Raw genomic sequence first — 14,058 nt, forward strand, 5'->3', positions numbered from 1 at the left:
GCGATGGCCCGATCAGATCCCAAGGTTGTCGCGATCACCGGTGCTGCCCGCGGAATCGGGCTCGCGACCGCGAAAGCCTTCGCGGCCCGAGGCGCGAGCGTCGCGATCGGCGACCTCGACCTCGACCTGGCGAAGGAGTCGGCGGCCACCGTGGCGGGTGCGGCGATCGCGCTGCCGCTCGATGTGACCGCCCCGGACTCGTTCGCCGCATTCCTCGCTGACGCCGAGGCCGAACTCGGACCCGTCGACATCCTGGTGAACAACGCCGGCGTGATGCTCACCGGCGACTTCCTTGACGAGCAGCGGACGACCACCGACAAAATGATCGCAATCAACCTCGGCGGCGTCATCACCGGCGCGCAACTGGCGGCCAAAACGTTCGTCAAACGGGGCAGCGGCCACATCGTGAACGTCGCATCGATGGCAGGCGCCGCGGGGTTCCCCGGCGTCGCCACCTACTGCGGCACCAAGTTCGGCGTCGTCGGGTTCACCCTCGCTTTGCGAGAAGAGCTGGCGCCCATCGGGATCCGGGTTTCGGCGGTGCTACCGGGGATCGTCCACACCGAACTGTCGGCGGGATTACAGCTCCCGGCCGTCGTCGAGAAATTTGGATCGGTGGAGCCGGACGACATCGCACACGCGGTCGTACACGCCGTCCAACGCAACAAAGCGCTGACGTACGCGCCCGGGCGCCTCGGGCGTGTTCTGCGCGCGTCGAACGCGATTCCCGAACGGCCGCGTCGCGCCCTGCACCGGTGGATGCACACCGACCGGCTCTACTTGAACGTGGACCAAGCCACCCGCGACGCCTACCATGCCCGGGCGAACACCACCCCGCCGTGAGCATCATCGAGGAACTCAGGAGCCATGCGCCGCCAGGCCGCGGTGAGATATGCGAGCTGACGGCACCGTTCACCGGCGGGGCGCTGGCGCGGATCCCGCAGTGCGGCATACCGAGCCGCAAACCGTTGCGGTGCAACGACTTACGTCACCTGACAACCGAATGGGGCTCCCCCGTGGGATTCACGGGAGGCTGATGGGTGCAGCAATAAGCGGGCTGACGCAGCTACCGCGTTGATCGCGGGAGGGAAGCTCAGCTGCAGTCCACTACCCAGATCGCGCACGCGGCGGGACTGCCCAGATCGACGGTGGTGGGCTCGCCGTCGCGGGATTCGACCGCCACCGAGATCATCCCGGCGAACTCGCGGCGGGCCAGCACCCGCAGCCGTGAGTCGAGGCTGATACCGATGCTGTCGAAGTAGCGCAGCATCTCCGGATCGGCGTCCGAGATCCGCGCCACGGTGCCCGCGTCGCCGTCGCGGCATGCCCAAAGCTGATGTGCCGGCGGGGTCGGCACCTGGCCGTCGGAGCCCGGAATCGGGTCGCCGTGAGGATCGCGCTGGGGATATCCCAGCTTGGCCTCGATGCGGGCGATCAGCCGGTCGGACACCGCGTGCTCGAGCACTTCGGCCTCGTCGTGCACCTCGTCCCAGCTGTAGCCGAGCTCGTTGACCAGAAAGGTCTCCAGCAGCCGGTGCCGGCGCACCATCGCCAGTGCCGCGCGGCGCCCGGACTCGGTCAGGGTCACCGCGCCGTACTTCTCGTGGTCGACCAAGCCCTGCTCGGCGAGCTTGCGAATGGACTCCGACGCGGTGCTGGCCGACACCCCGATCCGGTCGGCCAGCATCTTGGTGCTGACCTTGTCCGGCGACCACTCCTGGGCGTTCCAGATGACCTTCAGGTAGTCCTGGGCAACGGGGGTGAGCTCGCCAGGCTCGTCATCGGGACGCACAAACCGAAGTTTAAGCCTTCGCGCCGTAGGCTTGCGGTTGTGCAACGGTGGCGGGGCCAGGACGAGATACCCACTGACTGGGGCAGATGCGTGCTCACCATCGGGGTGTTCGACGGGCTGCATCGGGGCCACGCGGAGCTGATCGCGCATGCGGTGAAATCGGGCCGGGCGCGCGGCGTGCCGACCGTGCTGATGACGTTCGATCCGCATCCGATGGAGGTGGTGTTCCCTGGCAGCCATCCGGCGCAGCTGACCACGCTGACCCGGCGCGCCGAGCTGGCCGAGGAGTTCGGCATCGACGTGTTCCTGGTGATGCCGTTCACCACGGACTTCATGAAGCTGACGCCGGAGCGCTACATCCACGAGCTGCTGGTGGAGCACCTGCACGTGGTGGAGGTGGTCGTCGGCGAGAACTTCACGTTCGGCAAGAAAGCTGCGGGCACGGTCGAGACGTTGCGCCGGGCCGGTGAGCGGTTCGGGTTCGCGGTCGAGTCGATGTCGCTGGTGTCCGAGCACCACGACAGCGAGACGGTCACGTTCTCGTCGACCTACATCCGGTCCTGCGTCGACGCCGGCGACGTGGTGGCCGCAGCCGAGGCGCTGGGCCGCCCGCACCGGGTGGAGGGCGTGGTCGTGCGCGGCGACGGACGGGGCAAGAAGCTGGGCTTTCCCACCGCCAACGTGGCCCCGCCGATGTATTCGGCCATCCCGGCCGACGGGGTGTATGCCGCCTGGTTCACCGTGCTCGGCCATGGACCGGTGACCGGCACCGTGGTACCCGGCGAGCGCTACCAGGCCGCCGTGTCCGTGGGCACCAACCCGACGTTCTCCGGCCGCACCCGCACGGTCGAGGCGTTCGTGCTCGACACCACCGCCGACCTGTACGGCCAGCATGTGGCGCTGGACTTCGTCGCCCGGATCCGCGGCCAGGAGAAGTTCGAATCGGCCGACGACCTCATCGCCGCGATGGGCGCCGACACCGAACGGGCGCGCGCCCTGCTGACCGCCAGTTGACCGCTGCTAAACTGCCCGACGACACGGCGCGTGCTGCAGTTCGCGGCGGCCGCGCCGAATTCAAGGATCGCGGACCGATTGATGGAGATATTTCGTGGCGCTGACAGCCGAGCAGAAAAAAGAAATCCTGGGCCAATACGGCCTGCATGAGACCGACACCGGATCGCCGGAGGCGCAGGTCGCGCTGCTGACCAGGCGGATCGCGGACCTGACCGAGCACCTCAAGGTGCACAAGCATGACCACCACTCGCGGCGGGGGCTGCTGCTGTTGGTGGGCCGGCGCCGCCGCCTGCTCAAGTACGTGGCCCAGATCGATGTGGAGCGGTACCGCTCGCTCATCGAGCGGCTGGGTCTGCGTCGCTGACCCAATCGCCGCCATGCGCGCGTGGCCCGCGGCCATCATCACCGCACTCGCAATCTTCGGGGGGCTGACGGGCTGTACGGCGTCGGCGGCCAACGCCGCGGACCTCAAGGTCGGCGATTGTCTGCGGCTGGGTGGCACCGCCGACCGGCCGGAGGCAGCCAAGGTGGCGTGCGGCAGCCGGATGTCGAACTTCAAGGTCGCGGCCAGAGTTGCCGACCGCGAACAGTGCCCGGCCGACGTGGACTCGTCATATTCGATGCGCAACACGTTCAGCGACTCCAACAACACCGCCTGCCTGGACATCGACTGGGTGGTCGGCGGCTGCATGAGCGTCGACCCGCAGCACAACGCCGACCCGGTCCGCGTCGACTGCAACGACACATCGGCGCCGCACCGCCAGCGCGCCACCCAGATCCTCCGCAATCTCGACGACCCGGTCAGCGTCGACCAGTGCGCCAGCGGCGTCGGCTACGCCTACTCCGAGCGGCGGTTCGCGGTCTGTGTGGAGGACATGGCCTAGGAATGACCAGGTCGGCGTGTAGAGTGAGGACGTTCTGGGCCGGATCGGCCCGAGCAGGTGCGGTTCGCGCGACCCGCGCGCACCGTCCCAGCAATGTCACGACGGGACCCGAAAAGGAAAGCCACGTCTGTATCGGGCGGTCTTCGGTAGTGGCGGCCGGGATTCTTCCGGCCGCTTCGATCGACGGCCGTAGCCGTATCCAGGCCAGGCTCTGCGGGCTGTGCGTGACCACGCAAAACAGCTGAATCAACCCAGAGAGGCCGCACGGACGTCATGTCTGTAGCTGAAATTGAACAAGGCGTGTTCGAGTCGACCGCCGTCATCGACAATGGGAGCTTCGGCACCCGCACCGTTCGCTTCGAAACCGGCCGGCTGGCCCAGCAAGCCGCCGGCTCCGTCGTCGCCTACCTCGACGAGGAGAACATGCTGCTGTCGGCGACCACCGCCAGCAAGAGCCCCAAGGAGCACTTTGACTTCTTCCCGCTGACGGTCGACGTCGAGGAGCGCATGTACGCCGCCGGGCGCATCCCCGGGTCGTTCTTCCGCCGCGAGGGCCGGCCGTCCACCGACGCGATTCTGACCTGCCGGCTCATTGACCGCCCGCTGCGCCCGTCGTTCGTCGACGGCCTGCGCAACGAGATCCAGATCGTGGTGACCATCCTGAGCCTGGATCCCAACGACCTCTACGACGTGCTGGCGATCAACGCCGCGTCGGCCTCCACCCAGCTGGCCGGCCTGCCGTTCTCCGGTCCCGTCGGCGGGGTGCGGGTCGCGCTGATCGACGGCACCTGGGTGGCCTTCCCGACCGTCGAGCAGACCGAGCGTGCGGTGTTCGACATGGTGGTGGCCGGCCGAGTGCTCGACGATGGCGACGTCGCGATCATGATGGTCGAGGCCGAGGCCACCGAGAACGTCGTCGAACTGATCGACGGCGGCGCACAGGCGCCGACGGAAACCGTTGTGGCGCAAGGCCTGGAGGCCGCCAAGCCGTTCATCGCCGCGTTGTGCGCCGCCCAGCAGGAACTCGCCGACGCTGCCGCCAAGCCGACCGCCGAGTACCCGGTGTTCCCCGACTACGGCGACGACGTGTACTACTCGGTGTCCTCGGTGGCCACCGACGAGCTGGCCAAGGCGCTCACCATCTCCGGCAAGACCGAGCGCAACAACCGCACCGAGGAGATCAAGGCCGAGGTGCTCGAGCGGCTCGCCGACACCTACGCCGGACGGGAGAAAGAGGTCGCCGCGGCCTTCCGCGCGCTGACCAAAAAGCTGGTGCGCCAACGCATCCTGACCGACCACTTCCGCATCGACGGCCGCGGCATCACCGACATCCGCGCTCTTTCAGCCGAAGTCGCGGTGGTTCCGCGGGCACATGGCAGTGCTTTGTTCGAGCGCGGCGAGACCCAAATCCTGGGCATCACCACGCTGGACATGATGAAGATGGCCCAGCAGATCGATTCGCTGGGGCCCGAAACCACCAAGCGCTACATGCACCACTACAACTTCCCGCCGTATTCGACCGGTGAAACCGGCCGGGTCGGCTCGCCCAAGCGCCGCGAGATCGGGCACGGCGCGCTGGCCGAGCGGGCGCTGGTGCCGGTGCTGCCCAGCGTCGAGGAATTCCCGTACGCGATCCGCCAGGTCTCGGAAGCGTTGGGCTCCAACGGTTCGACGTCGATGGGCTCGGTGTGCGCGTCGACGCTCGCGTTGCTCAACGCCGGGGTTCCGCTCAAGGCGCCGGTGGCCGGCATCGCGATGGGCCTGGTTTCCGACGACGTCGAGATCGAAGGCGGCGGTACTGAGCGCCGGTTCGTCACGCTGACCGACATCCTGGGCGCCGAAGATGCGTTCGGCGACATGGACTTCAAGGTCGCCGGCACCAAGGACTTCGTCACCGCGCTGCAGCTGGACACCAAGCTCGACGGGATTCCGTCGCAGGTGCTGGCCGGTGCACTGTCGCAGGCCCGCGACGCCCGGCTGACCATCCTGGAGGTGATGGCCGAGGCCATCGACCGTCCCGATGAGATGAGCCCGTACGCGCCGCGGGTCACCACGATCAAGGTTCCGGTCGACAAGATCGGCGAGGTGATCGGACCCAAGGGCAAGATCATCAACGCGATCACCGAGGAAACCGGCGCGCAGATCTCCATCGAGGACGACGGCACCGTGTTCGTCGGCGCCACCGACGGCCCGTCGGCGCAGGCCGCGATCGACAAGATCAACGCGATCGCCAACCCGCAGCTGCCCAAGGTGGGCGAGCGGTTCCTCGGAACCGTGGTCAAGACAACCGATTTCGGCGCGTTCGTGTCGCTGCTGCCGGGCCGGGACGGGTTGGTGCACATCTCCAAGCTCGGCAAGGGCAAGCGCATCGCCCAGGTCGAGGACGTCGTCAACGTCGGCGACAAGCTGCGCGTGGAGATCGCCGACATCGACAAGCGCGGCAAGATCTCGCTGATCTTGGTCGCCGACGACGCCGCCTCCGAGGGCTCAGCCGATTCGGGGGCCGCGCCGGCCGATGCCGCGACCACCGGCAGCTAAGACCGGCGGGTTGCGCCGCGGCAGGACCGGCGCCGAGCCGTCGGCCGCGGTGCGTCGCACCACCTTGCCGGGCGGTCTGCGCGTGGTCACCGAATACCTGCCCGCGGTGCGATCCGCGTCGGTGGGTGTCTGGGTGGGCGTCGGCTCGCGCGACGAGGGCGCCACCGTCGCCGGCGCAGCGCACTTCCTGGAACACCTGCTGTTCAAGGCCACCCCGACGCGCACCGCGGTCGACATCGCGCAGGCGGTGGACGCCGTCGGCGGCGAGCTCAACGCGTTCACCGCCAAGGAGCACACCTGCTACTACGCGCACGTGCTCGACAGCGACCTGGAGCTGGCCGTCGACCTGGTCGCCGACGTGGTGCTCAACGGGCGCTGCGCGGCCGAGGACGTCGAGCTGGAACGCGACGTCGTGCTCGAGGAGATCGCGATGCGCGACGACGACCCCGAGGACGCGCTGGCCGACCTGTTCCTGGCCGCGTTGTTCGGCGATCATCCGGTGGGCCGCCCGGTGATCGGCAGCGTCGCGTCGGTGTCGGCGATGACGCGCACTCAGCTGCATTCGTTTCACCTGCGCCGCTACACCCCCGAGCGGATGGTGGTCGCGGTGGCCGGCAACGTCGACCACGACGAGGTGGTGGCGTTGGTCCGCGAACACTTCGGGGCGCGGCTGGTGCGCGGGCGGCGGCCGGTGGCGCCGCGCAAGGGCACCGGACGGGTGACCGGGCGACCTCGGCTGGCGGTGGCGAACCGGGACGCCGAGCAGACCCATCTGTCGTTGGGGGTGCGCACGCCGGGCCGGCATTGGGAGCATCGCTGGGCGATGTCGGTGCTGCACACCGCGCTCGGCGGCGGCTTGAGTTCCCGCTTGTTCCAACAGGTTCGCGAGTTGCGCGGCCTGGCCTACTCGGTCTACTCGTCGCTGGACGTCTTCGCCGACAGCGGCGCGCTGTCGGTGTACGCCGCTTGCCTGCCCGAGCGGTTCGACGAGGTGGTGCGCGTGACGTGCGACGTGCTGGAGTCGGTGGCCCGCGACGGTATCACCGAATCCGAGTGCCGGATCGCCAAGGGGTCGCTGCGCGGCGGGCTGGTGCTCGGGCTGGAGGACTCCAGTTCGAGGATGAACCGGATCGGCCGCAGCGAACTGAATTACGGCGAGCACCGCAGCATCGAGCAGACTCTGCGCGAGCTCGACCAGGTCACCGTCGACGAGGTCAACGCGGTGGCCCGGCGACTGCTGACCAAGCCCTACGGTGTGGCCGTCGTCGGTCCGCACCACTCGAAACGATCACTGCCGCAACGGCTTCGGGCGATAGTACAGTAGCTCCATGGTCTTGGGTTTCTGGGATCTCGCGGTGCCGGTGGTCGGGGCGCCGATGGCCGGCGGCCCCGGGACGCCGGAGCTGGCCGCGGCGGTGTCGAATGCCGGCGGCATGGGCTTCGTCGCCGGCGGCTACGTGTCCGCCGAGAAATTCGCCGACGACATCGAGGCCGCGCGGGCCGCGACCAACGGGCCGATCGGCGCGAACCTGTTTGTGCCGCAACCCAGTGCGGCCGACTACGTCCAGTTGGACCACTACGCCGAGGCGCTCGACGAGCTCGCCGAGCACTACGAGGTCGAGGTGGGCCGGCCCCGGTTCAGCGACGACGACTGGCAGCGCAAGCTCGAGGTCATCGCCGATGTGCGCCCCGAGGTGGTGTCGTTCACGTTCGGCGCGCCGCCACCGGATGTCTTGCGCTGGTTCGGGGCGCTGGGGATCGTGCTGCTGATCACGGTCACGTCTGCGTACGAAGCGGGCATTGCGGTGGCCGCGGGCGCCGACGGGCTGGTGGTGCAGGGGCCGGGCGCCGGCGGGCATCGCGGAACGTTTGCGCCTGATATGCCGCCCGGTGAGGAACCGCTGAGCGAACTGCTGGACCGGATCGGCGCCGCGCACAAGGTTCCGCTGATCGCCGCCGGTGGCCTGGGCACCGCCGAAGACGTCGACCGAGTCTTGCGCAGGGGAGCAGTGGCCGCCCAAGTCGGCACGGCGCTGCTGCTGTCCGACGAGGCCGGGACGAACTTCGCGCACCGAACCGCCCTGCAGAACCCGCAGTTCGGCAAGACGACGGTCACCCGGGCCTTCTCGGGACGGTATGCGCGCGGCTTGGAGAACGACTTCACGCGCCTGCTCGACGACATCGCGCCACTGGGCTACCCCGAGGTCAACCAGATGACGTCGCCGATCCGTCGGGCCGCGGTCGAGGCCGACGACCCGCATGGCACAAACCTCTGGGCCGGAACGGCATTCGCCTCCGCCCGGAGCGGACCTGCCGCGGACATCGTCGCCTCACTCGTCTAGCACACCGGCCGGATCGGTGAACCCCAAACCCAGGTCCGCGGCCACCCGTTCGGAAAGCAGCGCGCCGTCGTGCGTCGAAAGGCCCTTGGCCAGTGCGGGATCCGACCCGCACGCGGCGCGCCAACCACGGTCGGCCAGCGCGAGCACATAGGGCATGGTGGCGTTGGTCAACGCCTGCGTCGAGGTCTTGGGCACGGAGGCGGGCATGTTCGTCACGCAGTAGAACAAGGTGTCGTGGACGACGAACGTCGGGTGGTCGTGGGTGGTCGGGCTCGAATCCTCGAAGCAGCCGCCCTGGTCGATCGCGATGTCCACCAGCACCGCACCCGGCTTCATCTGCGCGACAAGCGAATTCGTCACCACGGTGGGAGCTTTGCCGCCCGGCACCAGCACCGCTCCAATGACCAGGTCGGCATGCCGCACGGCATCCTCGAGTTCGTAGGCCGACGAGTAGCGGGTGTGCACCCGGCCGCGGAATTCGGCGTCCAGGGCGCGCAACTTGTCGATGTTGACGTCGAGAACGGCGACGGTGGCGCCCATCCCGCTGGCCACCCGGGCGGCGTTGTGGCCGGCGGTGCCGCCGCCGATCACCACCACATTGGCCGGCTCGACGCCCGGCACGCCGCCCATCAGCACACCGCGGCCGCCGCGGGTGCGCATCAGGTGGTAGGCGCCGACTTGGGCGGACAGTCGCCCGGCAACCTCGCTCATCGGTGCGAGCAGGGGCAGCGCGCCGTCGGCGGTCTGGACCGTTTCGTAGGCGATCGACGTGGTGCCCGAAGCCAGCAGCGCATCGGTGCAGGCTCGGGACGCGGCGAGGTGCAGGAAAGTGAACAACGTCTGCCCGCGCCGCAGGAGGGAGTACTCGGCCGGGGTGGGCTCCTTGACTTTGAGCAACAGGTCGGCGTCGGCCCACACCTGCTCGGCGGTGCTGATCAGTTGCGCGCCCGCCGCCTTGAAGTCGCCGTCGCTGATTGCCGAGCCCTCGCCGGCGCCCGCTTGAACGAGCACGTCGTGGCCGCGGCGGCTCAGTTCGGCCACCCCCGCGGGGGTGATCGCCACCCGGAACTCGTTGTTCTTGGTCTCGCTGGGAATGCCGACTCGCATGATGGCTCCTTCTTCCTTAATTGTGAAGAAAGTTCGACAAGCCGACAAACCCGGCGATGATAATTCTGTAGAGTCGGGATATGCCGGCGCAGACAACGGATCCGGCGGGCGGGGTTGGTAGCTCACCGAAGAATATTCGGCCGGTCGACCTGGACGAGGTCGATCGCAAGATCCTGAGCCTGCTGCACGCCGACGCGCGGATGACCAACAGCGCTTTGGCCGAGAAGATCGGGCTGGCTCCGTCGACCTGCCACGGTCGGCTGCGGCGGTTGCTGGACCTGGGCGTTATCCGCGGCTTCTACACCGACGTCGACCCGGTGGCGGTCGGATTGCCCTTGCAGGCAATGATTTCGGTCAACCTGCAGTCCACCGCCCGCGGCAAGATCCGCAGCTTCATTGCACAGATCCGGCGCAAACCGCAGGTGATGGACGTCTATTTCCTGGCCGGGCCCGACGACTTCCTGCTGCACGTCGCCGCCCGCGACACCGAGGACCTGCGCGCGTTCGTCGTCGAAAATCTCAACGCCGACGCCGACGTCGCCGGCACGCAGACGTCATTGATCTTCGAGCATCTGCGTGGGGCGGCACCGATCTGACGCCGATGAAGTCGTACGACGCCGGCCCGACCGACCCGCCGATCCTCGAGGAGACGATCGGGGCGAATTTCGAGCGCACGGTGGCGGCGGATCCGGCCGCCGAAGCGCTGGTCGAGGTGGCCCGGCAGCGTCGGTGGACCTACGGCGAGCTCAATGCCGAGGTCGACCTGATCGCCCGGGGGCTGATCGCGCTCGGCGTGCAACGCGGTGAGCGGGTTGGCATTTGGGCGCCCAACTGCGCCGAGTGGCTCATCGTGCAGTACGGCACTGCCAAGATCGGCGCCATCTTGGTCAACATCAATCCCGCGTACCGCACCCACGAATTGGCCTACGCGCTCAACCAATCCGGTGTCAGGACGCTGATTTCGGCAACCGCGTTCAAGACGTCGGACTACGCCCGCATGGTCGACGAGGTGCGGCGCGGGTGCGGCAGCCTCACTGACGTCGTCTTCCTCGATACCGACGACTGGGACGCCCTGCGCGAGCGCGGATTAAGCGTCCCCGTCGACGAACTACGCAGCCGCAGCGCGTCTTTGAACAACCGCGATCCGATCAACATCCAGTACACGTCGGGCACCACCGGGTTCCCGAAGGGCGCGACGCTGTCGCATCGCAACATCCTCAACAACGGCTTTTTCACCACCGAGCTGATCGGCTTGGGGCCTGCCGATCGGCTCTGCATACCGGTGCCGTTCTACCACTGCTTCGGAATGGTGCTGGCCAACCTCGGGTGCACCACGCACGGCGCCACCATGGTGATACCTGCGCCGGTGTTCGACGCGGGGGCCACCCTGGCGGCGATCGACGCCGAACGGTGCACGGGCGTCTACGGCGTGCCGACGATGTTCATCGCGATGCTGGGTCATCCTGACTTTTCCGCGTTCGACCTGTCGTCGCTGCGCACCGGAATCATGGCGGGGTCGGTCTGTCCGGTGGAAGTGATGAAACGCTGTGTGGCCGAGATGAATATGACCGAGGTGGCCATCGCTTACGGCATGACGGAAACCTCGCCGGTGTCGTGCCAAACACTCATCGACGACGACCTCGAGCGGCGCACGGCGACCGTCGGCCGGGCGCACCCGCATGTGGAGATCAAGGTCGTCGATCCGGATACCGGCGAGGTTCTCGAGCGCGGGCAGCCGGGGGAGTTCTGCGCTCGCGGCTACTCGGTAATGCTGGGCTACTGGCGCGACGACGCCCACACCCGCGACGTGATCGACGGCGACGGGTGGATGCACAGCGGCGACCTTGCTGTGATGCGAGAAGACGGATACTGCAACATCGTTGGGCGCCTCAAGGACGTGGTGATCCGCGGCGGGGAGAACGTGTACCCGCGGGAGATCGAGGAGTTTCTGCTGACTCATCCCGACATCGACGAGGCGCAGGTGGTCGGCGTGCCCGACGAGCGCTACGGCGAGGAGAGCTGCGCGTGGATCCGGATGAAGGCCGGGCGGCCGCCGCTCGACGCCGAGGCGGTGCGCGCCTTCGCGACGGGCGAGCTGGCGCGCTACAAGATTCCCCGCTACGTGCTCGTCGTCGACGCATTTCCGATGACGGTCACCGGCAAAATCCGCAAGGTCGACATGCGCGAGGAGAGCATCCGATTGCTGGGCTTATCATCACCCGATGACTGAAGCCGAATCGCCGTCCGCCACGGCCACCGTGCAGATCAACGCCAGCTCCGAGGCGGTGTACGAGCTGGTCACCGACCTGCCGACGCTGGCGTCGATCGCCGAGGAGACCGTCGCGATGCAATGGCGCAAGGGTGATGCCGCCCGCCCAGGGGCGGTGTTCACTGGCGCCAACCGCAACGGTGGCCGGCGCTGGAGCACGACGTGCACGGTCACCGACGCCGAGCCCGGCCGGGTATTCGCCTTCGAGGTGCGCTCCGGGGTGATCCCGGTGGCGCGTTGGCAATACGACTTCGTCGCCGTCGACGGCGGGTGCCGCGTCACGGAGAGCACCTGGGACCACAGATGGCGCTGGATCCGCCGGGTCACGCCGTTGACTACCGGTGTCCGCGACCGGACCGCCGCCAACGCCGAGCACATCCGCCTCACCTTGCAGCGATTGAAGGAACGTGCCGAGGTCGGACGGTCGAACTGAATCCGCGACGATCGAGGAGAATGGCCGTTAACATAGCGGCGTGCTCACCGCGATCGAACGGTTGCTGAGCTTTCAGCTGACCATCGTCGAAATCCTCTGCATCGGTGTGGTGTTGGGCCTTCCGTACCTGGCTATGGGCATCGTCTGGACCAGTACCCACGCCGCTCACCTCGATCAGCTGCAGGGCGTGGACCTGATGATGTCGTTACTTTTCTCGATCCTGCTGTGGCCCGCGCTGGGATTAGCGGGGTGTACCTGATGCTGTCCACCATCGTGCGCAAGGTGCTGAACTATCCCGTCACCATCGGCGCGCTCGTCGAAATTGCGCTGCTGGCGGCCATTCCCTACCTGATCGTCGGCGCCGTCGTGTCGGGTGCGTACGGCGAGGGACTGCATCAAGTACAGGTCGAGCAGGGCAACGAGGCGTTGGTGAGGCTGATGGCGTCAATCGTCTCGTGGCCGGCGCTGCTGTTCTCCCACTCGTGCGGTTGTTGATCCGGCCGGGGCAGCGCTCGGGGTGGTGGTAGTTGTTGGCGCGGGGCTGGCCGTGGTCGAGATGTGGCGGGGGGATCCATTGGGTTTGACCGTCGGCTGATTGTATTGTCAGCCAACCGTTTTCGGCGATCTCGTTGTCGGGTTTGCAGGCCAGAGCCAGGTTGGTGATGTCAGTGGTGCCGCCGCGGGCCCAGCTGTTCACGTGGTGGGCTTCCGACCAGTACGCGGGCACGTCGCAGTTCGGGCGGGTGCAGCCGCGGTCCCGGGCGTAGAGCACCAGGCGTTGGTCGGGTGAGGCAATCCGTCTGGTGCGACCCAGATACAGCGGGCGGTTTTGGTGCTGGTCGAAGACCGCCAGGTAATGGTAGGCGTGGCTGGCCATGCGGATCAGATCGCGCATCGGCAGCAAGGTACCGCCGGCGGTGACTGCGTGTCCGCTGGCCGCGGTGAGCTCGTGCAGTGTGGTGGAGACGATGACGGTGACGGGCAATCCCTTGTGCACGCCGAGCTTGGGGTCACCGAGTTGGCCGCGGATCAGGGCATTGAGCGCGTCGTGTTGGCGTTGGGCGTGCCCGCGCGCATCGGTGCGAGCCAGCTCGTCGGGCGGCTCGCCGGCGGTGCAGGGTTGGGGGTCGTCGGGGTTGCACATGCCGGGGGCGGCGAAGCGGGCGAACCAGGCTTCGAGGTTGGCGCGCAGTTCGGGAGTGGCGGTCAGCTTGGCGATGCTCATGCCGTCGCGGCGTTGCGGGCTCCAGCTAAAGCCGCGGCGGCGGGAGCGATCCTCGTCGGAGAAATTGCCGTCGGGGTTGATGGCGATGGCGTAGCGGTCGGCGACCTTGGCCAGCTGGTCGGGGCGCAGTTCGATGGCCTGCTCGGCCAGAAACGCTTCGGCCTCTTTGACGATGGCCGGTGGGGTGTCGGCGGGCAGGTCGCGCATGAAGCTTTGGATGACGCGCAAGTGGTGGGTGTCGAGCTGCCCGTCGCGCCACACAGTGGCGGTGGCCGGCAGGTCAGGCGGCAGTACCTCGCCGGTCAGGGTGGTGCGCGGGGCCAGTTGGGCGGCGTCGCGCACGCGGCGGCGGGCCTCGGCGCAGCTGATTCGCAGCCTGAGGTTCCCCCGCTTTTCTGGAGGCTTCTGATCTTGGTCCACTGGATCAGGGAAGGAGTCGATGATGTCACGGCCG

Annotated in this window: 13 protein-coding genes and 1 pseudogene; 11 read left to right on the forward strand and 3 right to left on the reverse strand. The window is 67.9% G+C overall.

Features of this window, described 5'->3' with window-relative positions; translation table 11 throughout:
* The first annotated feature begins 3 nt into the window (after positions 1 to 3).
* A complete protein-coding gene (locus tag AWC14_RS27680) occupies positions 4 to 843 on the forward strand; it encodes an SDR family oxidoreductase (protein ID WP_045383083.1) in 840 nt (279 codons plus the stop codon).
* Positions 844 to 1,093: 250 nt separating this feature from the next.
* Here AWC14_RS27680 and mntR read toward each other — a convergent pair whose 3' ends face one another.
* A complete protein-coding gene (mntR, locus tag AWC14_RS27685; RefSeq protein ID WP_045383081.1) occupies positions 1,094 to 1,792 on the reverse strand; it encodes a manganese-binding transcriptional regulator MntR in 699 nt (232 codons plus the stop codon).
* A 39-nt stretch (positions 1,793 to 1,831) separates the two neighbouring features.
* Between mntR and AWC14_RS27690 the strand changes: the two genes are divergently transcribed.
* The 6 genes from AWC14_RS27690 to AWC14_RS27715 all read left to right on the forward strand — a co-directional run bounded on the left by AWC14_RS27690 (position 1,832) and on the right by AWC14_RS27715 (position 8,570).
* On the forward strand, positions 1,832 to 2,806 hold the full coding sequence (locus tag AWC14_RS27690) for a bifunctional riboflavin kinase/FAD synthetase (protein ID WP_045383079.1): 975 nt from the start codon (positions 1,832 to 1,834) through the stop codon (positions 2,804 to 2,806).
* A gap of 94 nt (positions 2,807 to 2,900) precedes the next feature.
* A complete protein-coding gene (rpsO, locus tag AWC14_RS27695; RefSeq protein WP_045383077.1) occupies positions 2,901 to 3,170 on the forward strand; it encodes a 30S ribosomal protein S15 in 270 nt (89 codons plus the stop codon).
* Between the two features lie 13 nt (positions 3,171 to 3,183).
* Positions 3,184 to 3,690, forward strand: coding sequence for an LppU family putative lipoprotein (gene lppU / locus AWC14_RS27700; RefSeq protein ID WP_045383075.1), 507 nt, complete (start codon positions 3,184 to 3,186; stop codon positions 3,688 to 3,690).
* 273 nt (positions 3,691 to 3,963) lie between these two features.
* Complete coding sequence (locus AWC14_RS27705) at positions 3,964 to 6,228, forward strand: polyribonucleotide nucleotidyltransferase (protein WP_045383073.1); 2,265 nt, start codon at positions 3,964 to 3,966, stop codon at positions 6,226 to 6,228.
* Positions 6,206 to 7,552 carry a M16 family metallopeptidase gene (locus AWC14_RS27710; RefSeq protein ID WP_045383071.1) on the forward strand — a complete coding sequence of 449 codons (1,347 nt, stop codon included), beginning with the start codon at positions 6,206 to 6,208 and terminating at the stop codon, positions 7,550 to 7,552. The genes AWC14_RS27705 and AWC14_RS27710 overlap by 23 nt, the downstream gene beginning before the upstream one ends.
* A 4-nt stretch (positions 7,553 to 7,556) precedes the next feature.
* Positions 7,557 to 8,570, forward strand: coding sequence for a nitronate monooxygenase (locus AWC14_RS27715; RefSeq protein WP_045383069.1), 1,014 nt, complete (start codon positions 7,557 to 7,559; stop codon positions 8,568 to 8,570).
* Here AWC14_RS27715 and ald read toward each other — a convergent pair.
* A complete protein-coding gene (ald, locus tag AWC14_RS27720) occupies positions 8,559 to 9,677 on the reverse strand; it encodes an alanine dehydrogenase (protein WP_045383067.1) in 1,119 nt (372 codons plus the stop codon). The genes AWC14_RS27715 and ald overlap by 12 nt on opposite strands.
* Before the next feature lie 80 nt (positions 9,678 to 9,757).
* Between ald and aldR the strand changes: the two genes are divergently transcribed.
* From aldR to AWC14_RS27740, 4 genes are read left to right on the forward strand one after another with little or no spacing between them, the layout of a single operon-like run.
* Positions 9,758 to 10,273 (forward strand): HTH-type transcriptional regulator AldR, encoded by a 516-nt coding sequence (gene aldR / locus AWC14_RS27725; RefSeq protein ID WP_045383065.1) that lies wholly within the window; start codon positions 9,758 to 9,760, stop codon positions 10,271 to 10,273.
* A 5-nt stretch (positions 10,274 to 10,278) separates the two neighbouring features.
* Positions 10,279 to 11,907: an AMP-binding protein gene (locus tag AWC14_RS27730; protein WP_045383063.1), complete on the forward strand. Its 1,629-nt coding sequence runs from the start codon at positions 10,279 to 10,281 to the stop codon at positions 11,905 to 11,907.
* The gene (locus AWC14_RS27735) at positions 11,900 to 12,379 is read left to right on the forward strand and encodes an SRPBCC family protein (RefSeq protein WP_045383061.1); all 480 of its coding nucleotides are present in this window, start codon (positions 11,900 to 11,902) and stop codon (positions 12,377 to 12,379) included. The genes AWC14_RS27730 and AWC14_RS27735 overlap by 8 nt, the downstream gene beginning before the upstream one ends.
* A gap of 40 nt (positions 12,380 to 12,419) precedes the next feature.
* Positions 12,420 to 12,638 (forward strand): hypothetical protein, encoded by a 219-nt coding sequence (locus AWC14_RS27740; protein ID WP_045383059.1) that lies wholly within the window; start codon positions 12,420 to 12,422, stop codon positions 12,636 to 12,638.
* A gap of 249 nt (positions 12,639 to 12,887) precedes the next feature.
* Here AWC14_RS27740 and AWC14_RS27750 read toward each other — a convergent pair.
* Positions 12,888 to 14,058: pseudogene (locus tag AWC14_RS27750) on the reverse strand (HNH endonuclease signature motif containing protein); the annotation flags it as partial.

Source organism: Mycobacterium kyorinense (assembly GCF_002101735.1).
In the GTDB taxonomy this organism is placed as follows: domain Bacteria; phylum Actinomycetota; class Actinomycetes; order Mycobacteriales; family Mycobacteriaceae; genus Mycobacterium; species Mycobacterium kyorinense.